The 23,445-nt window shown below is 63.2% G+C and carries 27 protein-coding genes and 1 pseudogene; 14 read left to right on the top strand and 14 right to left on the bottom strand.

All coding sequences use genetic code 11. The features are described from left to right. The first annotated feature begins 205 nt into the window (after window positions 1-205). Window positions 206-1,000 carry a glycosyltransferase family 2 protein gene (locus EOA13_RS19375; protein ID WP_127295039.1) on the top strand — a complete coding sequence of 265 codons (795 nt, stop codon included), beginning with the start codon at window positions 206-208 and terminating at the stop codon, window positions 998-1,000. Between the two features lie 4 nt (window positions 1,001-1,004). Here EOA13_RS19375 and EOA13_RS19370 read toward each other — a convergent pair whose 3' ends face one another. The 6 genes from EOA13_RS19370 to EOA13_RS19345 form a co-directional block, all read right to left on the bottom strand. Continuing rightward, entirely contained in the window at window positions 1,005-1,664 is a 660-nt protein-coding gene (locus EOA13_RS19370) for an HAD family hydrolase (protein WP_127295037.1), read from the bottom strand. Further along, window positions 1,657-2,229, bottom strand: coding sequence for an SIS domain-containing protein (locus EOA13_RS19365; RefSeq protein ID WP_127295035.1), 573 nt, complete (start codon window positions 2,227-2,229; stop codon window positions 1,657-1,659). The genes EOA13_RS19370 and EOA13_RS19365 overlap by 8 nt, the downstream gene beginning before the upstream one ends. Window positions 2,230-2,236: 7 nt before the next feature. Next, a complete protein-coding gene (rfaE1, locus tag EOA13_RS19360) occupies window positions 2,237-3,730 on the bottom strand; it encodes a D-glycero-beta-D-manno-heptose-7-phosphate kinase (protein ID WP_127295033.1) in 1,494 nt (497 codons plus the stop codon). A gap of 144 nt (window positions 3,731-3,874) precedes the next feature. Then, complete coding sequence (locus EOA13_RS19355; RefSeq protein WP_013530072.1) at window positions 3,875-4,507, bottom strand: LysE family translocator; 633 nt, start codon at window positions 4,505-4,507, stop codon at window positions 3,875-3,877. Between the two features lie 36 nt (window positions 4,508-4,543). Then, window positions 4,544-4,957 carry a hypothetical protein gene (locus EOA13_RS19350; RefSeq protein ID WP_027039330.1) on the bottom strand — a complete coding sequence of 138 codons (414 nt, stop codon included), beginning with the start codon at window positions 4,955-4,957 and terminating at the stop codon, window positions 4,544-4,546. Further along, a complete protein-coding gene (locus EOA13_RS19345) occupies window positions 4,950-5,186 on the bottom strand; it encodes a type II toxin-antitoxin system Phd/YefM family antitoxin (RefSeq protein WP_013530070.1) in 237 nt (78 codons plus the stop codon). The genes EOA13_RS19350 and EOA13_RS19345 overlap by 8 nt, the downstream gene beginning before the upstream one ends. A gap of 149 nt (window positions 5,187-5,335) precedes the next feature. Between EOA13_RS19345 and rfaD the strand changes: the two genes are divergently transcribed. The 3 genes from rfaD to waaC are packed head-to-tail and all read left to right on the top strand — an operon-like array spanning window position 5,336 to window position 8,258. After that, the gene (rfaD, locus tag EOA13_RS19340; protein ID WP_127295031.1) at window positions 5,336-6,292 is read left to right on the top strand and encodes an ADP-glyceromanno-heptose 6-epimerase; all 957 of its coding nucleotides are present in this window, start codon (window positions 5,336-5,338) and stop codon (window positions 6,290-6,292) included. Beyond that, window positions 6,265-7,272, top strand: coding sequence for a lipopolysaccharide heptosyltransferase II (gene waaF, locus EOA13_RS19335; protein WP_127295029.1), 1,008 nt, complete (start codon window positions 6,265-6,267; stop codon window positions 7,270-7,272). Before rfaD ends, waaF begins: the two co-directional genes overlap by 28 nt. Further along, a complete protein-coding gene (gene waaC / locus EOA13_RS19330; RefSeq protein WP_127295027.1) occupies window positions 7,269-8,258 on the top strand; it encodes a lipopolysaccharide heptosyltransferase I in 990 nt (329 codons plus the stop codon). The genes waaF and waaC overlap by 4 nt, the downstream gene beginning before the upstream one ends. Window positions 8,259-8,500: 242 nt before the next feature. On the opposite strand, the gene greA is transcribed toward waaC, so the two are convergent. Continuing rightward, window positions 8,501-8,974, bottom strand: coding sequence for a transcription elongation factor GreA (greA, locus tag EOA13_RS19320; protein WP_027039333.1), 474 nt, complete (start codon window positions 8,972-8,974; stop codon window positions 8,501-8,503). 273 nt (window positions 8,975-9,247) lie between these two features. Beyond that, window positions 9,248-9,787, bottom strand: coding sequence for a tetratricopeptide repeat protein (locus EOA13_RS19315; protein ID WP_127295025.1), 540 nt, complete (start codon window positions 9,785-9,787; stop codon window positions 9,248-9,250). A 141-nt stretch (window positions 9,788-9,928) separates the two neighbouring features. Here EOA13_RS19315 and EOA13_RS19310 point away from each other — a divergent pair, with 141 nt between their 5' ends. From EOA13_RS19310 to EOA13_RS19300, 3 genes are all read left to right on the top strand, one after another. Beyond that, window positions 9,929-10,354 carry a DUF3775 domain-containing protein gene (locus EOA13_RS19310; protein ID WP_013530064.1) on the top strand — a complete coding sequence of 142 codons (426 nt, stop codon included), beginning with the start codon at window positions 9,929-9,931 and terminating at the stop codon, window positions 10,352-10,354. A 186-nt stretch (window positions 10,355-10,540) separates the two neighbouring features. Continuing rightward, window positions 10,541-11,620, top strand: coding sequence for an extensin family protein (locus EOA13_RS19305; protein WP_027039335.1), 1,080 nt, complete (start codon window positions 10,541-10,543; stop codon window positions 11,618-11,620). A gap of 116 nt (window positions 11,621-11,736) precedes the next feature. Then, complete coding sequence (locus tag EOA13_RS19300) at window positions 11,737-12,540, top strand: extensin family protein (RefSeq protein WP_127295023.1); 804 nt, start codon at window positions 11,737-11,739, stop codon at window positions 12,538-12,540. 12 nt (window positions 12,541-12,552) lie between these two features. Here the strand turns inward: EOA13_RS19300 and EOA13_RS19295 are convergent, their stop codons facing one another. Continuing rightward, the gene (locus tag EOA13_RS19295) at window positions 12,553-13,266 is read right to left on the bottom strand and encodes a gamma-glutamylcyclotransferase (protein ID WP_127295021.1); all 714 of its coding nucleotides are present in this window, start codon (window positions 13,264-13,266) and stop codon (window positions 12,553-12,555) included. Between the two features lie 110 nt (window positions 13,267-13,376). Here EOA13_RS19295 and EOA13_RS19290 point away from each other — a divergent pair, with 110 nt between their 5' ends. The 3 genes from EOA13_RS19290 (at window position 13,377) to EOA13_RS19280 (ending at window position 15,924) form a co-directional block, all read left to right on the top strand. Continuing rightward, window positions 13,377-14,078, top strand: coding sequence for an LssY C-terminal domain-containing protein (locus EOA13_RS19290; RefSeq protein ID WP_027039338.1), 702 nt, complete (start codon window positions 13,377-13,379; stop codon window positions 14,076-14,078). Between the two features lie 54 nt (window positions 14,079-14,132). Next, window positions 14,133-14,507, top strand: a complete 375-nt coding sequence (locus tag EOA13_RS19285) for a hypothetical protein (protein ID WP_027039339.1) — start codon at window positions 14,133-14,135, stop codon at window positions 14,505-14,507. 106 nt (window positions 14,508-14,613) lie between these two features. Then, window positions 14,614-15,924, top strand: a complete 1,311-nt coding sequence (locus EOA13_RS19280; protein WP_127295019.1) for a hemolysin family protein — start codon at window positions 14,614-14,616, stop codon at window positions 15,922-15,924. Window positions 15,925-15,944: 20 nt separating this feature from the next. Here EOA13_RS19280 and EOA13_RS19275 read toward each other — a convergent pair whose 3' ends face one another. Then, complete coding sequence (locus tag EOA13_RS19275) at window positions 15,945-16,199, bottom strand: DUF1127 domain-containing protein (RefSeq protein WP_127295017.1); 255 nt, start codon at window positions 16,197-16,199, stop codon at window positions 15,945-15,947. A 230-nt stretch (window positions 16,200-16,429) separates the two neighbouring features. On the opposite strand from EOA13_RS19275, the gene EOA13_RS19270 reads away from it, so the two are divergent. Beyond that, on the top strand, window positions 16,430-17,938 hold the full coding sequence (locus tag EOA13_RS19270) for a winged helix-turn-helix domain-containing tetratricopeptide repeat protein (RefSeq protein ID WP_127295015.1): 1,509 nt from the start codon (window positions 16,430-16,432) through the stop codon (window positions 17,936-17,938). A gap of 52 nt (window positions 17,939-17,990) precedes the next feature. Here EOA13_RS19270 and EOA13_RS19265 read toward each other — a convergent pair whose 3' ends face one another. Further along, window positions 17,991-18,689, bottom strand: coding sequence for a CGNR zinc finger domain-containing protein (locus EOA13_RS19265; RefSeq protein WP_127295013.1), 699 nt, complete (start codon window positions 18,687-18,689; stop codon window positions 17,991-17,993). Between the two features lie 109 nt (window positions 18,690-18,798). Between EOA13_RS19265 and EOA13_RS19260 the strand changes: the two genes are divergently transcribed. Further along, the gene (locus tag EOA13_RS19260) at window positions 18,799-19,707 is read left to right on the top strand and encodes an alpha/beta hydrolase (RefSeq protein ID WP_127295012.1); all 909 of its coding nucleotides are present in this window, start codon (window positions 18,799-18,801) and stop codon (window positions 19,705-19,707) included. Between the two features lie 10 nt (window positions 19,708-19,717). On the opposite strand, the gene EOA13_RS19255 is transcribed toward EOA13_RS19260, so the two are convergent. After that, window positions 19,718-20,644, bottom strand: coding sequence for a DMT family transporter (locus EOA13_RS19255; protein WP_127295010.1), 927 nt, complete (start codon window positions 20,642-20,644; stop codon window positions 19,718-19,720). 109 nt (window positions 20,645-20,753) lie between these two features. Beyond that, on the bottom strand, window positions 20,754-21,734 hold the full coding sequence (locus EOA13_RS19250) for a zinc-binding dehydrogenase (RefSeq protein WP_127295008.1): 981 nt from the start codon (window positions 21,732-21,734) through the stop codon (window positions 20,754-20,756). A 97-nt stretch (window positions 21,735-21,831) separates the two neighbouring features. Between EOA13_RS19250 and EOA13_RS19245 the strand changes: the two genes are divergently transcribed. Both EOA13_RS19245 and EOA13_RS19240 read left to right on the top strand, forming a co-directional pair. Continuing rightward, complete coding sequence (locus EOA13_RS19245) at window positions 21,832-22,236, top strand: helix-turn-helix domain-containing protein (protein ID WP_127295006.1); 405 nt, start codon at window positions 21,832-21,834, stop codon at window positions 22,234-22,236. Between the two features lie 70 nt (window positions 22,237-22,306). Beyond that, on the top strand, window positions 22,307-23,116 hold the full coding sequence (locus tag EOA13_RS19240; RefSeq protein ID WP_127295004.1) for an MBL fold metallo-hydrolase: 810 nt from the start codon (window positions 22,307-22,309) through the stop codon (window positions 23,114-23,116). 62 nt (window positions 23,117-23,178) lie between these two features. On the opposite strand, the pseudogene EOA13_RS38810 reads toward EOA13_RS19240, so the two are convergent. Further along, a pseudogene (locus EOA13_RS38810) lies at window positions 23,179-23,445 on the bottom strand (FMN reductase); the annotation flags it as partial.

Below are 23,445 nucleotides of genomic sequence, written 5' to 3'. Positions count from 1 at the left end.
GCCATATCAGCGCCGCTTTGGCGTTCGATAGACTCTTCCGTGAAGCCGGATGTTCTGCCGTAGCCGTCTTGTTGGTTTCCTAGAGCAATTCCAGAAAAAGTGTGTAACGGTTTTCCTGGGGAAAGCGCATAGCGCTTTCGGGATTGCGTAAACAAGTGGCGCAGGGCAGCCCAATTCCGAGAATTGTGTGCCGTGGGGTGGGACGATGACTCGATTTTCTAGCCCGGTTTCGGCGCTGGTCATCTGCATGAACGAGGCCGATATGATCGGCGAGTGCCTGGAAAGCGTCGATTTCTGCGCCGAGATCATCGTCGTCGATTCGGGCTCGACGGACAGCACTCTGGACGTCGTCAATGGGTACATCGCCAAAGGCTACCCGATAAGGCTGTTTCACAACGATTGGCCGGGCTTTCCTCGTCAGCGGCAATTCGCGCTCGATCAGGCCACGCAATCATGGTGCCTTTCGATTGAAGCCGACGAGGCCATCGACGACGTGCTCAGGCAGTCAATCATGAATGTGACCCAGCTTGGGAATGACGCCTTCGACGGATGGTACATCAGACGCCGCGACAAGCTGAAGGGCTATGGCTATGCGCACCGCTGGGTGCTTCACAACAGGCTGCTGCGTCTTTTCCGCCGCGACAAGGCCACGATGGACCTTAATCTGCGGGTCCATGAGTCGTTCGAGGTGCCAGGCGAAACCGGCACGATAGAAAATGGCGTGCTGCTGCATCGCCGCGAAATGACCATTGCCGAGGATCTGGCAAGAGCCAACACCTACTCCAGCCTCAAGGTTGCCACGCTGGTCGAACGAGCCAAGAAGCCCGGCCTGATAAGACTGGTGCTGTCGCCTCTCGGCAACTTCCTGAAGTTCTACCTGGCCAAGCGCTACTTCCTGTGCGGCCGGCACGGGTTCGTCTATTCGATGCTGGTGATGCTGTATTCGTTCGCGACAGAGGCCAAGCTTTATGAAGCCTGGCGAGACAAAGATCGGATGTAAGCCGTCACGGCGCGCCCGAGGCGGTGCCAAGCGCAGCTATTGCGGCGAGCAGGCCGTCGAAATCCGCGCGGTCGCACCAAGGCCGAATTGTGAAGCCCGATCGGACAGCCGCTTGCCCGTCTACCAGCCAGCCCTGCGCGAGGCCGGCGCGTTGTCCCGCCTCCATGTCGGCCTCCTTGTCGCCGACGACCAGCGAACGCCGCAGATCGAGCCCGAGGCGCCCGGCCGCCTCCAGCAGCATGCCCGGATTGGGCTTGCGCATCGGATGATCGGCGACCGCAAGCACACCGGTGCCAGCTTCGTGATAGGCGCAGGCGACGACCATATCGACGAACGCATTGTCGGCGCGCAGCAGCTCGAGCACGCGGCCGTTGACGGCAGCGAAATCGCCCCAGCCGAAATAGCCACGCGCGATGCCCGACTGGTTGGTGACGATGATGACCGGAATGCCGGCCCGGTTGGCGGCGGCTATCACCGCGGCTATGTCCGCGCGCAGCACCATTTCGGCAGGATCATCCGGATAGCCCGTATCGACATTGATGGTGCCGTCGCGATCGAGGAACAGCGCCGGCGAGCCGGCGGCGAACACCCTTGAGCCGACCTGCTCGACCCATAGGCCAGGCTCCGCCAGCGGATAGCGGCCAGAGGTCGGGGGATCAGCCATTGCTGAGGCGCGCTTCGACCACCTCGCACAGATGATGATAAAGGCACAGATGCCCCTGCTGGATGATCGGCGTCGAAGTCGACGGCACGTTGAGCAGGATATCGGACAGAGGTTTCAGCTTGCCGCCGGCGTCGCCGGTCATGCCGATCACCGTCATGTCCATCCTCCGTGCCTGTTCGGCGGCGGCGAGGATGCTCGGCGAATTGCCGCTGGTAGAGATTGCCAGAAGCACGCCGCCGGCCGCGCCATGCGCCTCGACCTGTCGCGAAAACACCGTGTCGAAGCCATAGTCGTTGCCCCAGGCGGTCAGCACCGCTGCATTGGCCGGCAGCGCGATGACATTGTAGGCCTTGCGCTCCTTGAGAAAGCGGCCGACCAGTTCGCCGGCAATGTGGATGGCGTCGCTGGCCGATCCGCCATTGCCAGCGATGAGCAGGGCCTTCCCCGACGAAAGCGCCGTCACCACCGCGCTCGCTGCCTGCTCCATCTCACCGGTCAGGTCCCGTTCAACCATGGCTGATATGGCAGCCGCCGAGCGGACAAGGTAATCGTTCAAGTCGGACATGAAACCCTCAGTTTGTGGTGCCGCCGGCGCGCAATTTGCCAATGGTGTTGGTGGTGCTTTTGCCGGCGACGAGATCGACCAGCACGACGCGGCCGCCGGCTTTCTGCACGGCATCGGCGCCGACCACGGTGTCGACGGTGTAATCGGCGCCCTTGACCAGTATGTCGGGCAGCAGCGCTTCGATCAGCGCCAGCGGCGTATCTTCCTCGAACACCACGACCGCGTCGACCGAGGCCAGCGCTGCCAGCACGCAGGCGCGGTCGTGCTGGTCGTTGACCGGCCGGCCGGCGCCCTTCAGTCGCCGCACCGAGGCATCGCTGTTGAGGCCGAGCACCAACCGGTCGCACTGGCTGCGCGCCGCGTGCAAGAGGCTGACATGGCCGGCATGCAGGATGTCGAAGCAGCCATTGGTGAAGCCGACGCTCAGGCCCTCTTCCTTCCACGCCGCCACCATGCGGGCGGCCGATGTGGCGTCGAGGATGGCGTCCTTGTGGGCCGTCGGCCCATGCGAACGGAACAGCGCCCCGGTGAGTTCCTCGACCGTCAGCCGCGCGGTGCCGCGTTTTCCTACCACGACGCCACCGGCGGCATTGGCGATCGAAGCGGCCATGACCGTATCGGCGCCTACGGCCAGCGCCAGCGCGAAGCTCGCGATCACCGTGTCGCCGGCGCCCGAAACGTCGAACACTTCGCGCGCCTGGGTGGCGATGTGGCGCGCCTCGTCGGGACCGACCACGCTCATGCCCTTTTCGCTGCGCGTCGCAACGACGAAATCGAAACCATGTGCCGAAATCAACTCGCGTGCGGCAGCCACGATCTCGTCATCGGCGAACACCGCATGGCCGACGGCCTCGCCGAGTTCCTTGCGGTTGGGGGTGATGGCGGTCGCCCCGGCATAGCGCGCGTAATCGCGGCCCTTCGGGTCGACCAGCACCGGCTTTCCAGCCTCGCGGCAGATGGCGATCAAGTCGCCGGCGACGCCGTCGAGCAGGATGCCCTTGCCGTAATCGGACAGGATGACGATGTCGGCGTGCGCCAGCGCGGCGCGGAAATGCCGGATCAGGCCGGCTCGCTCCGCAGCGCCGAGCGGCTTGATCTCCTCTTCGTCGAAACGCAGCACCTGCTGGTTGAGCGCGCTGAAGCGGCTTTTGGACGAGGTCATGCGACCACGCTCCTGCGCAAGGCCCGCCGTATCGGCGCCAAGCTCGCCGAGCATCCGCACCAGACTGTCGCCCGCCAGATCGGCGCCGATTACGGAAACGGGAACAGCGGCAGCGCCGAGCGAAACGATGTTGGCCACGACGTTGCCGGCGCCGCCCATGGTCGAGGTCTCGCCGCGCCCGTGCAGCACCGGGATCGGCGCCTCCGGCGAAATCCGCTCGATGACGCCGTTGACGAAACGATCGAGGATAAAGTCGCCGACCACCAGCACGGTGGCCTGGCCAAACCGCGCAATGGCGCGGTGCAACGGTTCGGGAGAAGGCGGATTGTGCTTGATCATGTCACCGGCAACGCAGGGAAAAGGCCAATTTCAACTCTCATAAGTGCTCATCAATCGACTGGTCGGGTCGCTCATGGCGAAAGCCGATATACCGCAAATTCACGCAGCGCAACGGCAGGGCATGATCCCGGCAGGCTCGGGCGGTCAGCTCTTCTGCAGGGCGACATGGACGCCCAGCCCGACCAGTACAGCCCCTCCCGCCCGTTGCATCAGCCGCTGTGCGCGGCTCGAACGCCGCAAACGGCCGATCACGGCGCCCGCCAGGAACACGCAGACGATATCGGCCGAGGAGAACATCAGATTGACAATCGTGCCGAGCACGACGAACTGCAGCCAGACCGGAAACGCCGCCGAGGCGTCGATGAATTGCGGCAGGAACGCCATGAAGAAGATCGCTGTCTTCGGATTGAGCACCTCGACGGTGATGCTCTCGAAAAAGGCGCGCCGCGCCGATTTGCGCTCGATCGCGGGCAGTGCCGCATCGCCGTCCGCGCGCTTGCGAAACAGCGAGACGCCAAGCCAGATCAGATAGAGCGCGCCGACCAGCTTGACCGCCAGGTAGAGCGTCGGCACGGCATGAAACAGCACCGACAGCCCGGCAGCCGCTGCGAAAACATGCACGTAGCCGCCCAGATGAATGCCAAGTGCCGCCGTCAGGCCGGACCAGCGGCCGCGCGCCATCGTCTGCGCGGCGGCATAGAGCATGGCCGGGCCGGGAATGTAGGCGAAGATCGCCGTGGTGGCGAAAAACGCGATGAGCAGTTCGGTCGATGGCATTTTTGGTCCCTCACGATCGTGCTCTGTTCTGTCGATTCAGTCCGCGCGCGGGATGGCTTTGGACTTACCCGTGCGGACAACCGCAGTAAAAGCGAACATAATTTTCTTGTGAAATGACGGGCTGAACGCGCCGATTCGCGCACCCGGCTCGAAATAGGCTGACGTTTCCAGAATATCATGATTGTACTCGTCGACCATGACCCAAAGGGGCATAGGGTCGAGGCCCGCACGGTGGCGTTCAATTTCCGGGATGCTGACGGCAACGCGATCATGGCCCGGCTGCGTGGAAGTGATTGCAAGGACGAAGAGGTTCGTGCCGCCGGCTTTCCCAGGAAGGACAGCCACAAAGGCCACAGGCCGTGACTTCCGGCCTTCGGTCTCGCCGTCTCCGTGTTGGCGATGCCAAAGATACGGATATCGCCAGACGTCCGCAGCGGCGGGTTTAATCACGGTCCAATTCCGCGGCGTATTCCTCGAGCATCTCGACATGTTCGGACGGGGCGTCCTCCGCAGCGTAGACGCGGCGGCTATCGTTGCCGAAGCGCGCTTCGTAGGCCTCGATGCTCATCAGGACGTATCTCGGCTTGTTGTGGCGAGTGATGGAGACCGGCTGCTGGCTGGCAGCTGCAAGCACATCTCCAAGATTCTGTTTCAGATCGGTCGATGGATAGTTTTTCATGGGATGCCTCGTTTTGTCCATAATAGACAAAACAGACAAAACAGACAAGCGCATAAAAATGGCAGGCCAGGCGCATGCACCTGACTTTATCGACAGCCCGCCTAGCCTCCCCTATAAGGGCCGGAATCGCAAGCAACCAGAGGCCCTTCATGATCATCGTCACGGGCGGCGCCGGCATGATCGGCTCCAACATCGTCGCCGCGCTGAATGCCGAAGGGCATGACGACATCCTCGTCGTCGACGACCTCACCGACGGTCACAAGATCGCCAATCTTGCCGATCTCAAGATCGCCGACTATCTCGACAAGGACGATTTCCTGCCCCGCATGGAGGCCGGCTCGCTCGGCCGCATCGAGGCCGTGTTCCACCAGGGCGCCTGCTCGACCACCACCGAGTGGAACGGCAAATTCATGATGGAGGTGAATTACGCCTTCTCGAAACGGCTGCTGCATGCAAGCCAGGCGTTGCGCGTGCCTTTCCTTTATGCCTCCTCGGCTTCCGTCTATGGCGGCGGCTCGGAGTTCCGCGAGGATCCCGCGCTGGAGCGGCCGCTCAATGTCTACGCCTATTCGAAAAAACTGTTCGACGACTACGTCAGGCGAACCGTGTTCGCCGGGCAGGCCGACCATTCACAGGTCGTGGGCCTGCGCTACTTCAACGTCTACGGCCCGCGCGAAGCGCACAAGGGCGCCATGGCCTCCGTCGCCTTCCATCTGTTCAACCAGGTCGAGCGAGGCGAGAACCCGAAACTGTTCGGCGCCTATGACGGGTTCGGACCCGGCGAACAAAGCCGCGACTTCATCCATGTCGGCGATGTCGCCGAGGTCAATCTGTGGCTGTGGAAACGGGGCTCAAGCGGCATCTTCAATTGCGGCACCGGCCGTGCCCAGCCCTTCCGCGCCATCGCCGAAACGGTGATCGACACGTTGGGTAAAGGGGAGATTGAATTCATCCCCTTTCCCGACCATCTCAAGGGCAGCTACCAGAGCTTTACGCAAGCTGATATGTCCCGTTTGCGCGCGGCCGGTTACAATGGCCAATTCCGGACAGTGGAAACCGGTGTCAGAGACTATGTCGAATGGCTGAAAGCCCAACGATCCTCGTGATCGGCCCACGCTGGGTGGGCGACATGGTGATGGCGCAGTGCCTGTTTTCGGCGCTGAAGGAGTTGCATCCCACCGCCGCCATCGATGTGCTGGCGCCGGCCTGGGCAGCACCCCTGGTCAAGCGCATGCCCGAAATCCGCCAGCAGATCGACTTTCCGCTCAAACCCGGCGCGCTCGAGTTCACCCATCGCCGCCGCTTCGGCCGCCTGCTGCGCGGCCGCTACGACATGGCCTATATCCTGCCCGGCAGCTGGAAGTCGGCGCTGATTCCGTTCTTTGCCCGTATTCCGCGCCGTGTCGGTCATTTGCGCGAGATGCGCTATGGCCTGTTGACCGACATCGTGCCATTGCCCGACAGCATCAAACGACGCACCGCGCAGGCCTATTTCGGCCTTGCCCAGGGCGGTAGTTTCCGGGCGCCACGGCTTGACGTGGACACGAAAAACCAGGTCGACCTGCTCGGCCGTTTCGGGCTGGCGCCTCGGAAATTCGTGGCCCTGATGCCCGGCGCCGAATTTGGCCCGGCCAAGCGCTGGCCCAGCGAAAGCTATGCCGGGCTTGCCCGCAATTTCATGGGTAAAGGCTTGAAGGTTGCGCTGTTCGGCTCGAAGAACGACCGCGACGTGACGGCGGAGATCGCAGCCCTGGCCCCCGGCGTCGTCGATCTCGCCGGACAGACGCGGCTGGAGGACGCCATCGACCTGATATCCGCCGCAAGGCTGGCGGTGTCCAACGACAGCGGGCTGATGCATGTCGCGGCCGCCGTCGGCACGCCGATCGTTGCCGTCTACGGCTCGACCTCGCCCGAGAACACGCCCCCGCTGGCGGAGCGCCGCGAACTGGTCTGGCTCGGCCTGTCGTGCTCGCCCTGCCACCGGAAGGTCTGCCCGCTCGGCCACCTCAACTGCCTGATGACGCTTGAAGTCGGCCAGGTCGCGGCAGCTGCGGACCGGCTGCTGGAAATCCCGGCCGCGGCATGAAGGTGCTGATCGTCAAGACATCGTCGATGGGCGATGTCATCCACACCTTTCCGGCCGTCGAGGATGCCGGCCGCAACCGACCGGACGTCACCTTCGACTGGTGCGTCGAAGAGGCGTTCGCCGGCATCGTCGCGCTCCACCCGGCGATCGACAAAATCCACACGATGGCAATCCGGCGCTGGCGCAGGGCGCTGTTCGACGGCGGCACCTGGCGCGAGGCGGCCGGCTTGCGCCGTACCTTGCGCGATTGCCGCTACGACCTGGTCATCGATGCTCAAGGCCTGCTGAAATCGGCCCTGGTGGCAAGACAGGCCGGCGCGCCAATTGCCGGTTTCGACCGGTCGAGTGCGCGCGAACCTTCAGCGACGCTGCTCTACGACGTCACCTATGCCGTGCCACGCGACCTGCACGCCATCGAACGGACGCGACGGCTGTTCGGCCTGGCGCTCGGCTATCAGCCCGATCTTTCGACCTTGGACTCCGGCATCGTGCCGCCCACCGGCACACTGGCGGGCACTTCTGGAAAAACCGCCTTCCTGCTGCACGGCACCAGCCGCGAAGACAAGAAATGGCCGGCCGAAGCCTGGATCGGAACCGCGCGCCTGCTGGCTGAACGGGGGATGACGCCGGTCACCACATGGTCGAACGAGCGCGAGAAGGCCGTGGCCGAAGCCATTGCCAAGGCAGTGCCGTCGACAGTTGTGGTGCCAAAGTCACCGCTGGCCGACATCGCTGCGTTCATCGGCTGCTCGGAACTGGTCATCGGCGCCGACACCGGGCTGACCCATCTCGCCAGCGCCTTCGGCCTGCCAACGGTTGCGGTGTTCCTGGCGACCGAGCCCGGGTTGACGGGTCCGCGCGGGCAATATGCGTCAACGCTTTTGGCCGCGCCTGGGGAGCGTGTGATGCCGGCGGAGGTGGTGGCGGAGGCAGAGAGGCTGGCGGGACTCCGGGTCCTTGGCAAGGCCAACGCTGGCAAGAACTGAAGTCAATCGGAAAGGCTGGCGCTGCCCCTCATCCGCCTGCCGGCACCTTCTCCCCGTATAACGACGGGGAGAAGAGAGCTGAACGCAAGGCCAGCGTCTATTCTGCTACGTTGAAAATTGGCGAAATCGTCGATGAGAGCATCTTTCTCCCCGTCACTATACGGGGAGAAATGCCCGGCAGGGCAATGAGGGGCAGCGCAAACCTCAGCTTAAAAATCGCAGCCGCGCCCCCCTCAAATTCCCTAGATGAACTGCACCTGGACGATCTCATACCCCCTGGCACCGCCGGGCGCATTGACCTCGATGGCGTCGCCGACTTCCTTGCCGATGAGCGCACGCGCGATCGGCGAGGAGATCGAGATGCGGCCGGACTTCACGTCCGCCTCCTGGTCGCCGACGATCCGGTAAGTCTTCTTTTCCTCGGTGTCCTCGTCAACCAGCACCACGGTGGCGCCGAACTTGATCTTGTCGCCGCTGAGCTTGCTGACGTCGATCACCTCGGCGCGCGCGATATAATCCTCAAGCTCGTTGACGCGGCCTTCATTGAGGCTCTGCGACTCCTTGGCGGCATGATACTCGGCATTTTCGGAAAGGTCGCCATGCGAGCGCGCCTCGGAGATCGCCTCGATGATGCGCGGCCGCTCTTCCTGCTGGCGCCAGCGCAGTTCTTCCTTCAATGACGCGAACCCCTCGCCTGTCATCGGGACCTTGTTCATGATGCCTGACCTTTCCTGCTGCCACCCCCGCGTTTCGGGGAAAGCCTTGTCGATGGGTACAAAAAGAAAACGGGTCCGGCAGCCTCGGGCTAACGGAACCGTTTCACCGCAATTTCCCTGAATATAGCAATGTCAGCGGGTTTTTCACGCCTAAAAATCGGTTTTGCTAAAATCATCCCCGTTTTCATCAGCCGCGGGCGGTGAATGAGACTGGGGGCAACAAAAAAGCGGCCGCGATCGCTCGCGGCCGCTTGAAAGAGCCCTGGGATCTTTTCAGCTTCTCATGAAATGGTCGATCTGCTCGGCCAGCATGCCATATTCACGCGAACCCTTGCCGGTCCGCTTCTCGATTTCCATCAACTGCTGCTGGGCGCCGGCCAGATCGCCGATCTGCAGACGCGCTTCGCCGAGATATTCGCGCACCAGCGTGTAGTTCGGATCGATGCGCAGCGCTTCCTCGTAATAGCCGAGGCCGACGGTGACGCGGCCGGAATGGCGGTGCGAATAGCCGAGATAGTTGAGGATGCGCGGATCCTGCTTGTTGGCGGCAAGGCTGAGCACGGCGATCGCCTCGTCATAGCGCCCGGCCATCGCCAGCGCGTGGCCAGCATCATAGATGCTGTCGTCATCGAGCATGCCCTCCTGGGGTGCGACGCACTTTTTCTTCTTCTTGTCCCAGACCTCGCCCTTCTTGCATTGGGTGACGGTTTCGTCACCGCCGCCGCCATCGCTGCCGGCGGCGTATACGGGAACGGCGAGGAACTGCAGCGCGAGTAGCGCGGTCGCAGCCTGGATCAGCACTCTCTTATGCATCGAAACCTCCTGGAGGGTGAGAATGCAACACTAACGCCGGTCGGCTCGCGTTTCATCCCGGAAAATTGCGTGCGGAGAACATCAGGTGACGGATGCCGCAAATCCGCTATCATCCGGCAAACGACCTGAGGGAGACGGCCCTTGCAGCGGCGGCTTGAAAAGGACTGGGAGCTTTCGATCGGCCCCGACACGGTGCGCCTGTTCATCCTCAAGGCCAAGGCGCTGAGTGCGGCCGTCAATGAAGACTATGCCGATGGCGCCGAGCACGAGGTCGAGCTCGACGGCGAGTCCCATGTCAACCATCACCATGACGGCCTTGCCGAGGAAAGCTCGGAGAATCTGACCGAAGAAGAGCTGCGCGAGCTGATCAACGACCTCAATGTCGATGAAGCAGCCGAGCTGATCGCGCTGGCCTGGGTCGGTCGCGGCGACTACGACGCCACCGAATGGGCGGACGCGCTGGCGGCCGCGCGCGAACGCGCCAACAAGCGCACCGCGAAATACCTGCTCGGCATGCCGTTGCTCGCCGACTGGCTGGAGGAAGGGCTGGAAGCGATCGGTGCGTAACGGAGCGGTTACCGTTCGTGATGCGGCCGAGGCAACCACCTTGCGTCGGCGCCGTTGACGGCGATGGGGTCGCTTGTCTTTTCCCGAACATTCAGGATCGCATTGGTCATGGCCGTCACGGCTCTGCTGGTGACACCGGCTGACGCCAAACATCGCCACCGCCATCACCAGCCGCTGACGCCGCGAATGGAGCAGCCGCTGACACAGCGGGCCGACCAACCCCTGAAACACCGGCGCGGAAAAAGCCTGAAACCACGGCGCCACCGGCAGGTCACACCGAACCGGACACAGCAGAAAACGCAGGCTCCGCTGCCCTCGCCCGCCGATGTTCCCATGCCCGAGGCCGGTATTCCAGCACCCAAGCCCGGCATTCCAGTGCCCGAGCCACGCCCGGCGGACGCTCCAAAGGCTGACGCTGCAAAGACCGAGGAGCAAAAGCCGGAAGCTCCGAAGAGCGCCGGAGCGCCCGACCGGTTCAAGCAAGAAAAATCCCACCAGGAAAAGCAGACACGTCCCGAGCCGTCCGCTCAGGAGCCGTCAGCCGGGGAAAGCGAGCCGGAGCCGCCGGCCATTGCACCGACGCCGACGCCAAAACCCGACATCGCGGAGCCCGAGGCTGGGCCGCCGGTCGTCGCACCTCAGCCGCCGCAAAAGCCGGCCGATACAAGCGACAAAAAAATGCTGCCCGACCCGCGCTCGGCCGACCAGCCCGAGGGGAAGATGCCCACCGAAGAGGTCGCCTGCCGCGAGCGGCTGAAGACGCTCGGCGTCGAATTCGAGGAGCACAAAGCGGAAAGCAACCCCGAAATCGGCTGCTCGATCCCCTATCCCCTGGTGCTGAAGACGCTTGGAAAGTCGATCGCGATTGCCCCCGGAACCGAACTCAATTGCAAGATGGCCGAGGCGGCAGCGCGTTTTGCCACCGATGTGATCCAGCCGGCGGCGAAGGCCGAATTCGGCGCCGACCTGAAATCAATCGGCCAGGCATCGGCCTTTGTCTGCCGGCCACGCAACGGCACCCGAAAACTGTCGGAGCATGCGTTCGGCAACGCGCTCGACATCGCCAGCTTCACGCTGTCGGACGGCAAGAAGATCGAGGTCGGCCCGGCGCCGCCCGAGAAGGACGCCAAATTCCTCAACGCCGTGCGCAAGGCGGCCTGTGGTCCCTTCAAGACAGTGCTCGGTCCGGGCGCCGATGCCGATCACTCCCTGCATTTCCATCTCGATCTCGAACCGCGCCGGCATGGCGGCACGTTCTGCCAGTGAGCATGGCTGATCCAGGCCGCGTGCCGCAATTCGGCCGCAGGCATGAACGCGGGCGCTGAGTTTTCCTTTACCCTTGATCGTTAAAATGCCGGATATCCATCAACGGGATTCCGCCAATGGCCGGCAAATTTCGGGCCGTGTTTTCCACCGCGCGCCTGTCAAAATATGAAGCAATGCTGACCGCCAGCCTGGCGCTGGCGGCGCTCTCCGCCTGCAACACCGGCAGTGTGCTGTCGCTGCAGCCGGCCGTCGACGTCGGCGCGCAGACGGCTGCGGTGCCGCAATATGCCGGCATGCAGAAGCTTGTCCCTTCCAATCCATATATGACGCAGGCCGCTTATCCGCGCATGGACGAGCCGATGTCGCCCGTCGAGCAGATGCCGGCCAGCGAAACCGACTGCCGGCAGCAATTGAAGCGCCTCGGTGTCGCCTACACCGACCTGGCGCCGATCCATGAAGGCCAGTGCGGCATCGATTATCCGGTCAAGGTTTCGGCCATCGGCAACATCCAGATGAAGCCCGCAGCGACCCTGACCTGCGACATGGCCGCTACCTTCGCCGGCTGGACCAAGAACGAGCTCGTCCCCTCCGCCCGCTGGCGTTATTTCTCAGGCGTCAAGACCATCCACCAAGGCTCCAGCTATTCCTGCCGCAGGATTGCCGGCGAAGGTGTGCTGTCAGAGCACGGCAAGGGCAATGCGCTCGACGTCATGAGCATCGAGCTCAACAATGGCGACGACATCGACGTGCGCAAGCCCGGCCTGTTCGCTTTCCGCACCCGCGGCTTCCTCAACAATGTGCGCGCCGACGGCTGCCAGTATTTCACCACCGTGCTCGGCCCCGGCTACAATTACGACCACCGCAACCATTTCCATTTCGACATCAAGAACCGCAAGAACGGTTATCGCGCCTGCCGTTAGGAAGAGATCAGCCTAATCGGCGCCACCGGTTGAAGCGGCGATTTGCCGTGCGACCAAGTCCTGGATGCGCCAGAGATTGCGGTCGCGGATGCCGCTCTCTTCAAGCTTGCTCACGGTCCTGAGCAAATACTGCGCCGAAGAGCCCCAATGACCGGCAGCCCGCGCCAGCGTGTCGGCAACCTGCTCCAATGGCAACCGGCCGGCATAGGCGCTGCCGTTCGGCGCGGCGACGAAGGCCAAGGCACGAAGCGGCCCGTCCCTGGTCTTGACCTTGATCCAGCATGGCACGTTGGTGGGCGGGTTGGCGTCGATCTCGCGGCGCATGAGCTGGCCGAGTTGCCCGAAATGGTCTTCCGCGGGCAATCGGTAGACGATCCCGTTGCAACTGCCACCACGGTCGAGGGCCAGCATCAAGGCCGGCAATTCGCGTGTTCCGCGCCAGCGCGTCAGCTTCAGGCAGAACGAGCGGTGCCATCCCGTCGCCGTTGCGGGACGCTGCTCGACATGGGCGAATTCGGGATTCCAGATCAACGACCCATAGGCGAAGACCCAAAGCGTGTCGGGCCGATACTGCGAAAGCAGTTGCTCCACCAGGCAATCGAACTCCGCATCGGTGTGCTCGCTGGTTCCGGGCTCTGGCCCGGGATCAGGCTCGACACGCTCAACTTGCGCGACAAGCTCGGCGGTCAACGCCATGGGCTTGCGGCCTGCCAGCTTCCGCTCCATTGCTGCCCCCGCGAAGAAACGATGGCCCACGATAGACCGGCAGCGCGCCGCTGGCCATTGATTTCCAGGGTCCGTCAGGCAACAGATATCGCACGGATCGGGCGGCGTTCATGAGCCAGCGAAGTTTTCGGCGACGCGTTGCAATCTGGGTGGCGACCTTGCTGGCTGCCTATCTGGTGCTCGCCTATTTCGCCGCACCGGAATTCTGGACGTTCCGCGATCGCGGTTTTCGCACGCAGCGCTTCGAGATGCTGACGCACACGCCGCAAGGCATTCCGGGCGACCCGATCAATGTCGGCCTTGTCGGCACGCAGAAGGAGGTGGTCCATGCCTTCGCCGTCGCCGGCTGGGACACCGCCGACGCCGTCACCCTGAAGACCGCGATCGAGATCGGTGAAAGCGTGCTGTTCGACCACCCCTATCCCGATGCGCCGGTCAGCAGGCTGCTGTTCGATGGCCGCGCCCAGGATCTCGCCTTCGAAAAGCCGGAGGGCCTCAGCGCCGACCGCCGGCATCATGTCCGCTTCTGGCAGACCGATGCTGCCGACGATGACGGCCGGCCGCTGTGGCTGGGCTCGGCCAGCTTCGATCGCGGCGTCGGCCTCAGCCACGACACCGGCGCTGTCACCCACCATATCGGCCCCGACATCGACGCCGAGCGCGATTTCCTGATGCGCGACTTGGCCACCGCCGGCACGCTGATCTCGACCAGCGACATATCGGGCGTCGGCGCCACCAGTACGGGTCGCAATGGCGGCGGCGATCCCTATTTCACGGACGGCGAGGCAATTGTCGGCGTACTTAAACAGTAGGTCGTACGGGCCTTGCAGGCTGAAACAGGCCGGCGGTTTCAAAAGGAGGTTTTGATGTTTGACGCGGAAAGTGTGGTGACTAGCTACTGCAGGGCCTGGTTCGACCCGGAAGCTGAGGAGCGTCGCCGGCTGTTGTTCACCTCATTCGAACCGCAAGGCACATACATTGATCCGACGGTGCATATCTCCGGAGCCGAGGCGCTGCTCCAACACATTGATCAGGTGCTGAAAGCCCGTCCGGGCTTCTGGCTCGAACGGACGACCTTGGTCGATGTTCATCATGACTTCTTGCGTTTTGGCTGGGTGCAGAGAGGCGAAAACGGATTTCGGGGCACCGACAGCATGGATATGTGCCGCGTTTCCAAGGAGGGAAAACTGTCGCTGGTCGTCGGCTTTTTCGGACCCTTCAGAGCAATGCCAAATCCCTGACGGTTCCTCACCGCCCTGGGATGCCGCATGACCGAAATACCAGTCATTTCTCAAAAATCACGCCGGACTATTTTCGAAGACCGCGCCGCAATGCTATTGACCGCTCATGTTATACGTAGAAATCGCTATCGTGGTCGTCCTCATCTGTGTGAACGGCCTTCTGTCGATGTCCGAACTTGCCATCGTCTCGTCGCGACCGGCCCGCCTGAAAGCGATGATCGACCGCGGCATCAATGGCGCCGGTCGCGCGCTCGAGCTGGGATCCAATCCCGGCAAGTTCCTGTCCTCGGTGCAGATCGGCATCACCCTGGTCGGCGTCCTCTCCGGCGCCTTTTCCGGCGCCACGCTCGGCGAACGGCTGGCGCAGTTCCTGGCCTCGACCGGCATCCGCGAGACCGTCGCCGATCCGCTCGGCGTCGGCATCGTCGTCGCCATCATCACCTATTTCTCGCTGATCGTCGGCGAGCTGGTGCCCAAGCAGATCGCCTTGCGTGACCCCGAGCGGGTCGCCGCCAGGGTCGCTCCTGCAATGACCATCCTCGCCACCGTCTCGGCGCCGCTGGTCTTCCTGCTCGACTTCTCCGGCCGCACCATCCTGTGGCTTCTCGGCCAGCGCGGCGAAAGCGAGGAGAAGGTCACCGATGAGGAGATTAAGATGCTGGTCGCTGAGGCCGAGCATCACGGCACGATCGAATCCGACGAGCGGCGCATGATCGCCGGCGTCATGCGGCTTGGCGACCGCGCCGTGCGCGCGGTGATGACGCCGCGCACCGAAGTCGACTGGATCAATCTGCAATCCGACGAGGCGGCCATCCGCAAGCTGCTCATGGAAACCCAGCATTCGCGCCTGCCGGCAGGTGACGGCGGCGTCGACGTCATGGTCGGCGTCGTCCAGACGCGTGACGTGCTGGCGGCGTTGCTTGCCGGCCGCGTGCTCGACCCGCGCAGGCATGTGCGCGCAGCTCCCATCGTCTACGATCAGGCCGACGCGCTGGATGTGCTGCAGAAGCTGAAGGAATCCGACGTGCCGATGGCGCTGGTGCATGACGAATACGGCCATTTCGAAGGCATCGTCACCCCGGCCGACATTCTGGAAGCCATCACCGGCGTGTTCCGCGCGGACACAGACGCCGGCGATGAGGAAAACGCGGTCAAGCGCGAGGACGGCTCGTGGCTGCTCGCCGGCTACATGCAGGCCGACGAGATGGCCGACATTCTCGGCATCGACCTGCCGGAAAACCGCGATTACGAAACCGTCGCCGGTTATGTGCTGTCGCACATGCACCATCTGCCGGCGACCGGCGAATGCGTCGACGCCCAGGGCTGGCGCTTCGAGGTGGTCGATCTCGACGGCCGCCGCATCGACAAGCTCATCGCCACCCGACTGCCCGGCGCCCACCGCGAGGCGGTGCGCTGACGCGAGGCGCGGCATTCGCTCTATCGTTCCCAGAAGGGCTTGGCGATCTCTCCCTCGACCTGCTGTGTCGTCAGGCCGATATCGTCGATCAGATGCGGATTGTCCTTCGACATCTGCCTGAGCTGCCAGCGAAAGCGTATGCGCTCGCGCCAGGTCCGATCGTGCCAGCTCGCGATGATGCTTCGCAGGGTCTTCAGGAGCCGGCGCGATGCCGGCCGCACGGGCGTTCCCGGTCGCGCTGCACAACGCTGGGCTGATGCAAGTGTATTGGTCATGGCAACCTCCATATGGTTTGAGGGCCTAGGGCTCTCGATGAGGTTGAATTCTGCGCGATACGGACGGCGCCGTAATTAAGCCCTCCCAAATAGTTCTCAAAACTTCCAAACGAGCTAGAGCAGTTCACCGGCTCACGGAACCGGCAAACTACTCTAACCCTTTGTTTTGACGCAATTCCGAACAGAAAACCGCTTCACACTTTTCCTGGAATTGCTCTATAGATGCGCCTATGCAGGGATCGCGTTTTGCCTTTGGTCCGTTCGTGCTTGATCCGGGTGCGGGAACGCTGCTTCGGAACGACGTCCCCGTTGCCGTTGGCTATCGCGGGCTGAGCCTGCTTGCGGCACTCGTCGGGCGGCCCGGTGAAATCTTGGGAAAGGCCGAGCTGATGGACGCTGCATGGCCGGGCACGGCCGTGGAGGAAGGCAATCTCACCGTCCAGATCGCGCAGTTGCGCAAGCTGCTTGGTCCTGTCGGCGAGAACGGCGAATGGATATCCACCGTTCCGCGCGTCGGCTACCGTTTCACGGGGGCCGTCGAACAGCTCGGCGAGGCCAAACGAAAACCCTTGCCGCTGCCCGACAAACCATCGATAGCCGTGCTGCCCTTCGTCAATTTCAGCAACGATCCCGAGCAGGATTCCTTCGTGGACGGGTTGACCGAAGACCTGATCACCGACCTGTCCAGGATCTCCGGCCTGTTCGTCATCGCCCGCAACTCGACCTTTGCCTACAAGGGAAAAGCGATGGACGTGCGCGAGATCGCCGGGGACCTTGGCGTGCGCTACCTGCTGGAGGGTAGCGCAAGACGCGCCGCGGGGCGCGTGCGCATCAACGCACAGCTGGTCGACGCGGTGAGTGGCGATCATCTGTGGGCGGAACGCTTCGATCGCGGCCTGGACGACATCTTTGCCGTTCAGGACGAGGTGACGGCCAAGATCGTGGAGGCATTGCTTGGCCGTCTGCGCACGCTGCCGCCGCGCAACCGGCCCAGCAATCTCGAGGCTTACGATCTCTGCGTGCGGGCACGCAAGCTGATCGACGATTCGCCGCAGACGGCGCGCGAAGCGCATCTGATGCTGACGCGCGCGGTATCGCTCGATCCGGAATACGCCGAGGCCTATCGCTGGCTTGCCATGAACCACTGGATGGGATGGGTGCATTGGGGCGAACCCATCGAGCCAAACCGCGGCATTGCCTTGGAGCTGGCGCGCAAGGCCGTGGCGATCGATCCTAACGATGCCGGCTGCCACTGGGTCCTTGCCAACCTGCTCGCCTATGAACGCCGCTTCGCCGAGGCGGACGCGGAATTCGCCAAGGCGTTCGAGCTCGACCCGAACGAGGCCGACGCCTGGGCGACATTGTCCGACATCGCGGTCCTGGCCGGACGGGTCCAAGAGGGCCTGGAATACATTCGCAAGGCGTTCCGGCTGAACCCGTTTCCCGCAAGCTGGTACTATCTGACGCTCGGCGCGGCGCAATATGCGGCGCGTGAATACGAAGCCGCCGTCGAGACCCTGCGCCGGGACGAGACCTATCGCACAAGCTCACGCCGTTTCCTTGCGGCAAGCCTGGCCCAACTCGGACGGCTCGACGAGGCGCGCGCCGAGGTCGAAATGTTCCTCATCAGCAACCCGCATTTCACGACCCGCCATTGGGTGATGACCGAGCCATTCCGCGACGCGACCATAGAGGAGCATTTCGTAGATGGCTTCCGCAAGGCCGGTCTTCCGGAGTGACGCCGGCATCCGGCCTGCCCGCAGCAAAGCGACGTGGTGCGCCAACCCGGATCTAGGCATGGGCATGATCTCGGTGGCGCGAGACCTTCTCGCGGTTACCGCAGGTGCGCATGCTGCACCAGCGCCGCTTGCCGCCTCGCGACGTATCGAGGAAAAGCCAGCCACAGCGAGGGCAGGAATGCAGCCTGTCGCGCGGCAGGGTGAAGAACGCTTCGATGGACAGCATGGCCAGCAAGGCGGTGACGGCGTCCGGGTCCCGCCACCGGGCAAGGGCAAGCTTCGGTCTGGTGCGATCCAGCTCGATAGAGCCGGCGGCAAGCGAGCTTGCCGTGCGCGAGAATAACATGCCTAGAGCAATTCCAGGAAAAGTGTGAAGCGGTTTTCCGTCCGGGATTGCGTCAAAACAAAGAGTTAGAGCAGCTCGCCGTTTCCGTGAAACGGTGAAATGATCTAGCGGTTCGACCGCGGACGGTTTGCCCGCGGCGATTGACTCGAAGACCTGAAATGACGCCTCCCGCACTTCGCGGACCCGTTCCACGAACCGCCCATCCGCTATCTCGGCAACGGCCTGCGCCTGGCGATCGTCGGCAAGCCCTGAGGCGTTGAACCAGTTCGCTACATCCCGGACGGACTTGAACAGTTCATTATCAGCCGCTGGCGCCCGCCGGTCGAACACGGCGTTCGACAGGTCCAAAGCGGGATGCCCGCCTATGAAGTGATCCGGCACCCATTCGGTGTGTGCATGGCTCACGGAACATAACCTCATTACCTGCATTATACGGTTACAAGATGAATCACTATCACACCGGTATACGGTGTCAAAGTCACCCCGGTTCGGCGCCAGGCCCTGGAGAGAGAGGATGCGCAGTAACCGTTACAAGACCCGCCACCAGACCATCAATGTCGACGGCCTCGACGTCTTCTACCGCCATGCCGGCGACCCAGGCAGATCGGCAATCCTGCTGCTGCACGGATATCCGACTTCGTCGCACGTCTATCGCAATGTCATCGAACCGCTGGCGGAGACAGCCTATGTGGTGGCGCCGGACCTGCCCGGTTTCGGCTTTTCGTCCGCCCCTTCCATCGATGCCTATGACTACACGTTCGAGAACCTGGCCAACACGATAGAAGCCTTCATCGAGGCCCTCGGCCTCCAGCGATTCTTCCTCTACATCACTGACTTCGGCACGCCCGTCGGCTATCATCTCGCCACACGGCGGCCGGATCGCATCCTCGGCCTGATCGCGCAGGACAGCAACGCTCATGACGAGGGGCTGGGACCGGAATGGGACGCGCCGAAGGCGTTCTTCGCCGAACCGACTGAAGAAAACCGCGCCAAACTGCCGGACTGGATGAATTTCGAGGGGACCCGGAACCAATATATCGGCGGTCTCCCCGAGCGTCTGAAGGTGTTGTTTCCGCCCGAGGGTTGGTATCTCGATACGGAGCGTCTGGCGAGGCCCGGCAACACCGACATTCAGTTCGAACTCTTCACCGATTATGGCTCGCACATCGCCCGCTTCCCGGCCATCCAGGCCTATCTCCGCGACCAACAGCCAGCATGCCTCGTGCTGTGGGGACGGCACGACGCCTTCTTCGCGCTGGACGAGATCATGGCCTACAGCCGCGACCTCGACGCAGTCGAAATCCATGTCTTTGAGAGCGGACACATGCTTCTCGAAACGCATCATCGCCAATGCGCGGCTCTCATCGCTCACTTCATCCACGAGGTGGAGACTGGGGTATTTCGCGAACCTGCCGGGCGCTGAACGTCGGCGCTCAAACCGCCACTTCGATGGGCTCGGCAAGCCTGGGATTGGCCCGCGCGGCGATCAGGCAGCCGGCGACGATCAGGCACGCTCCGGTCAAGGTGGTCCAGGTCGCCTCCTCACCGAAGAAGAACCAGCCGAGCGCGACCGCCCAGATGAAGGCCGAGTATTCCGTCGGGATCAGATATTGCGCTTCGGCTCGGGCGTAGGACCAGCTCATCAGGAACTGCCCGGCAAGCGACAGCACCGTCACCCCGGCCAAAGGAAGCCAAAGATTGCTCGGTAGGGCGACGGCAAGCCAGGGTGCTGCGAGGCCGAGGAGGATGGCAACGCAAAGGTTCTGGAACAGCATGATCTCGATGGGCTTGGCCAACTGCGCCTGTTGCCGGGCGAGGATCAGATTGTAGCCGTAGAACACCGTCGACACGAGCACCGCTGCCGTGCCGAGCATGCCATCTTGCGAATAGTCTGCCTTCCCGAACTGGCCGGCCATGATGATGGCGACACCGGCAATGCCGGCCAAAGATGCCCAGACAGCCTGGCGCCGGATCCGTTCGCCCAGCAGCAGCGCGGCGAGAAACAGGGCAAACAAGGGCGCCACGAAACTGAGCCCGATCGCCTCCGCGAGCGGCAGCCTGGCCAAGCCCCAGAAGAAGGATATCAGGACGATGCCGACAATCGCGGCACGCAGCGCATGCAGCCTCAGCACCGGAATGGTTGGCGTTAGGCGCGGTCCCGCCAACCAGGCCGCGCCCGCGACCACGGTCGCGACCATGCTGCGCCACAGCAAGGTGTTGTAGACGCCGACCGCGATGACCAGGATCTTCATCGCCGCATCCATCCCGGACAGCAGGAAGATCGCAAGGGCGCATACGAGCACCGGGATCATCGGGGAAACGGCGCCGGTCAGGCTGGATGTCTTCACGGCTTCACTCATGTGACGGATTGCAGCCGGATATATCAGGCCACAGGGCGCGACCAGATGGCAGTCCCGTCGATGTAGCAGTCCAACCCTGATTGGCGTCGTGTTCGCGACTATCGCCATATCAGGGTATCAGCACCACCTTCCCGGTCGACCGGCGTTCATCCAGCAATCGGTGCGCTTCGCCGGCCTGGTCGAGCCGGAATCGGCCGCCGATCGTGACCTGCAGAAGACCGCCTGCCGCCATTTGGAACAACTCGGACAGACTGGCTTTCAGCACGTCGGCAGACAGCAGCGGCAGCAGCGCGAAACCCCTGAGTGACTGGTTGCGGCCGATCAACTGCTCCAGATCGGAGGCAGCGAGGCCAAAGCGCCCGAGCGCAGCAAACACCAGTTCGCCGCCAGGCGCCAGGGCCTCAAGCAAGGCAGCGGTCAGCGCACCGCCGACTGTGTCGTAGATGATGTTGGCGCCCTCCCCGCCGGTGAGGTCGCGGACGCAAGCGGGCCAGTCCGGCTTGGTATAGTCGACTGCGGCATCGGCGCCGAGCGACAAGGCGAAATCCAGCTTTGCCTTGCCGCCGGCGGCCGCGATCACCTGGCGTGCGCCCTTCAGCCTGGCCAGTTGGACAAGCAGCGTTCCCACACCGCCCGATGCGGCCGGCACCAGCACCGCCTTGTCATCGGGCGGGCTTTGCCGAAGCAGATGGAGGGCCGTCAGCCCCTGTACCATCAGCGCCGTGGCAGCCTCGAACGGCAGCGCATCCGGCAGCGGCACGACGAGATCGGCTGACATCGTCACCTGCTCCGCATAGCCGCTGTGGGGACGCTGCGACATGAACAAAGGCGCGGCCACGCGGCGACCCAGCAATTGTGCATCCACACCTTGCCCGACGGCCTCGACGACACCCGCCGCCTCGACGCCCGGGATCATCGGCAGTTGCGGTGTCACCGCGTAGCGGTTCGCGCGCATCAGCACTTCGAAGAAGTTGATCCCGGCGGCATGGACACGGATCAGCACCTCGCCGGCCTGCAGCACCGGCCCCGGCAGATCGACCGCCTCCAGCACCTCGGGACCGCCGAAGCGGCTGAGTTGAATGGCTTTCATGGCAAACTCCGATAGCACTGGCATCGGCAGCGGTTTGCCACTATCTGCGGAGCCTCGACTACACACTCATTTGTCCCCTGCTGACCAGGAGGTGACCATGCCAGATCCCAAGAGAATGCCGATCAAAAGACTGCCTGTGCTGCCGGCGGAACGGGCGCTGAAAGTGATCGCGGGTCGCTGGAAGGCGGTCATCCTCTACCATCTCTTCGATGGTCCCCGGCGCCTGTCGGCACTCAAGGCGCTGATGCCGGGCATCACCCAGAAAGTGCTGATCCAGCAGCTGCGCGAAATGGAGGAGCACGGCCTGGTCAGCCGCGAGATCTTCGCCGAAGTGCCATCGCGCGTCGAATATTCGGCGACGCGCCTCGGCCTCAGCCTCGAGCCGATCCTGCTGGCGCTCTGCCAATGGGGCCAGCACCACGCCGACGAGTTGAACGAGACGGACCGCCTCGCCGACTGCATCATACGGCCGAGGCAGGCGACGCACGCCCAAATGGCATAAATCGAATTTGACGGGTGAGTTGCCGACGCGGGCTGCCAGACCGTCAATTGTCTACAGAACGGATCGGAAAATGCACCGCATAGCTTCGGGCGACCTTTATCAGACCTACGATCTTGGTGACTTGCGCATCACCTCCTTGCGCGATGGCTATGTCGACATGCCGATCGGACGGCTTCGGCAACGCGGCGACAAGCCATTTGGCGATGAATTGCCGCAACAAGTCGCGTTGGTTGGTGGTCAACTCAGGCTTTCCGTCAATGCCTTCGCGATTGACGATGGAAACGGGATCATCTTGATCGATACCGGCGCCTCGAACGCCTGGCATCCCACCATGGGCCGACTTCCCGAGGCGCTGGACGAAGCTGGCATCGATGCCGGACGAGTCCGTACCGTCTGCTTCACCCACACGCATCTCGACCACATCCATGGTCTTGTGCTTGCCGACGGCCGCGACGCTTTCCCGCGCCTGGCGCGCTTGCTCGTTCCCGGGGAAGAACTCGGCTTTTTTCGCGCCGAAGCGCGGCTCGAGCGATTTCACGGCATGGCGGAACCCTTCGAAGCCGGAGACCGTATCGGGACACATGTCGACATTGTCGGCGCTCATGGCCATGAAGCGGGACACAGCTGCTTTCGTGTTTCTACCGGCGGCGAACGCATTTTGATCTGGGGCGACACCGTTCACGTCCCATCGCTTCAGTTCGATCGACCTGAGGTGACATGGGAATTCGACGCCGATCAGGACCAGGCGCGCGAAAGCCGGTTGCGGTTGCTGGCGCTTGCAGCCGACGATCATTGTTTCGTCGCCGGCGCGCATCTGGATTCGCCCGGTGTCGGCCGCGTCGTCCGATCCGGCGCCAGCTTTCAATTCGAGCCGCTATAATTGAAAAAGGGCGGCGCAAGACGCCGCCCCCGGATCCTTGGGAGGATAATTCGAATTGGCGGTCAGGCCGCCTTGACTTCCTCGGCAACGGCGTCGGCCTGACGCGCCGCCTTGAGCACCTTGGCCCACCACGCAACATCGTTGACCAGCGCGGTGGCGGCCTGGTTCAGATGCTCGAGGTCTTCCAGCTTCTTCTCGCCCTGGCGGACGGCGAGGAAATCGCCCCAGGCGATATGGACGGCCGACTTGACCGGCGCCATCTGCAATTCGACGGCATACAGTCTAAGCTGTTCGACGGCACGCGAGCCGCCGACGCTGCCATAACCGAC

The organism is Mesorhizobium sp. M7A.F.Ca.US.011.01.1.1 (assembly GCF_003998295.1).
Classification (GTDB): domain Bacteria; phylum Pseudomonadota; class Alphaproteobacteria; order Rhizobiales; family Rhizobiaceae; genus Mesorhizobium.
Note: the sequence above shows the minus strand (reverse complement) of the source record. Positions and strands in the feature narration are given on the sequence as shown.

Coding starts and splice junctions, on each gene's coding strand:
- EOA13_RS19375 (WP_127295039.1), top strand. CDS start 206: ATGACTCGATTTTCTAGCCCGGTTTCGGCGCTGGTCATCTGCATGAAC.
- EOA13_RS19370 (WP_127295037.1), bottom strand. CDS start 1,664: ATGGCTGATCCCCCGACCTCTGGCCGCTATCCGCTGGCGGAGCCTGGC.
- EOA13_RS19365 (WP_127295035.1), bottom strand. CDS start 2,229: ATGTCCGACTTGAACGATTACCTTGTCCGCTCGGCGGCTGCCATATCA.
- rfaE1 (WP_127295033.1), bottom strand. CDS start 3,730: ATGATCAAGCACAATCCGCCTTCTCCCGAACCGTTGCACCGCGCCATT.
- EOA13_RS19355 (WP_013530072.1), bottom strand. CDS start 4,507: ATGCCATCGACCGAACTGCTCATCGCGTTTTTCGCCACCACGGCGATC.
- EOA13_RS19345 (WP_013530070.1), bottom strand. CDS start 5,186: ATGAAAAACTATCCATCGACCGATCTGAAACAGAATCTTGGAGATGTG.
- rfaD (WP_127295031.1), top strand. CDS start 5,336: ATGATCATCGTCACGGGCGGCGCCGGCATGATCGGCTCCAACATCGTC.
- waaF (WP_127295029.1), top strand. CDS start 6,265: ATGGCTGAAAGCCCAACGATCCTCGTGATCGGCCCACGCTGGGTGGGC.
- waaC (WP_127295027.1), top strand. CDS start 7,269: ATGAAGGTGCTGATCGTCAAGACATCGTCGATGGGCGATGTCATCCAC.
- greA (WP_027039333.1), bottom strand. CDS start 8,974: ATGAACAAGGTCCCGATGACAGGCGAGGGGTTCGCGTCATTGAAGGAA.
- EOA13_RS19315 (WP_127295025.1), bottom strand. CDS start 9,787: ATGCATAAGAGAGTGCTGATCCAGGCTGCGACCGCGCTACTCGCGCTG.
- EOA13_RS19305 (WP_027039335.1), top strand. CDS start 10,541: ATGGAGCAGCCGCTGACACAGCGGGCCGACCAACCCCTGAAACACCGG.
- EOA13_RS19300 (WP_127295023.1), top strand. CDS start 11,737: ATGGCCGGCAAATTTCGGGCCGTGTTTTCCACCGCGCGCCTGTCAAAA.
- EOA13_RS19295 (WP_127295021.1), bottom strand. CDS start 13,266: ATGGAGCGGAAGCTGGCAGGCCGCAAGCCCATGGCGTTGACCGCCGAG.
- EOA13_RS19290 (WP_027039338.1), top strand. CDS start 13,377: ATGAGCCAGCGAAGTTTTCGGCGACGCGTTGCAATCTGGGTGGCGACC.
- EOA13_RS19285 (WP_027039339.1), top strand. CDS start 14,133: ATGTTTGACGCGGAAAGTGTGGTGACTAGCTACTGCAGGGCCTGGTTC.
- EOA13_RS19280 (WP_127295019.1), top strand. CDS start 14,614: ATGTTATACGTAGAAATCGCTATCGTGGTCGTCCTCATCTGTGTGAAC.
- EOA13_RS19275 (WP_127295017.1), bottom strand. CDS start 16,199: ATGACCAATACACTTGCATCAGCCCAGCGTTGTGCAGCGCGACCGGGA.
- EOA13_RS19270 (WP_127295015.1), top strand. CDS start 16,430: ATGCAGGGATCGCGTTTTGCCTTTGGTCCGTTCGTGCTTGATCCGGGT.
- EOA13_RS19260 (WP_127295012.1), top strand. CDS start 18,799: ATGCGCAGTAACCGTTACAAGACCCGCCACCAGACCATCAATGTCGAC.
- EOA13_RS19255 (WP_127295010.1), bottom strand. CDS start 20,644: ATGAGTGAAGCCGTGAAGACATCCAGCCTGACCGGCGCCGTTTCCCCG.
- EOA13_RS19250 (WP_127295008.1), bottom strand. CDS start 21,734: ATGAAAGCCATTCAACTCAGCCGCTTCGGCGGTCCCGAGGTGCTGGAG.
- EOA13_RS19245 (WP_127295006.1), top strand. CDS start 21,832: ATGCCAGATCCCAAGAGAATGCCGATCAAAAGACTGCCTGTGCTGCCG.
- EOA13_RS19240 (WP_127295004.1), top strand. CDS start 22,307: ATGCACCGCATAGCTTCGGGCGACCTTTATCAGACCTACGATCTTGGT.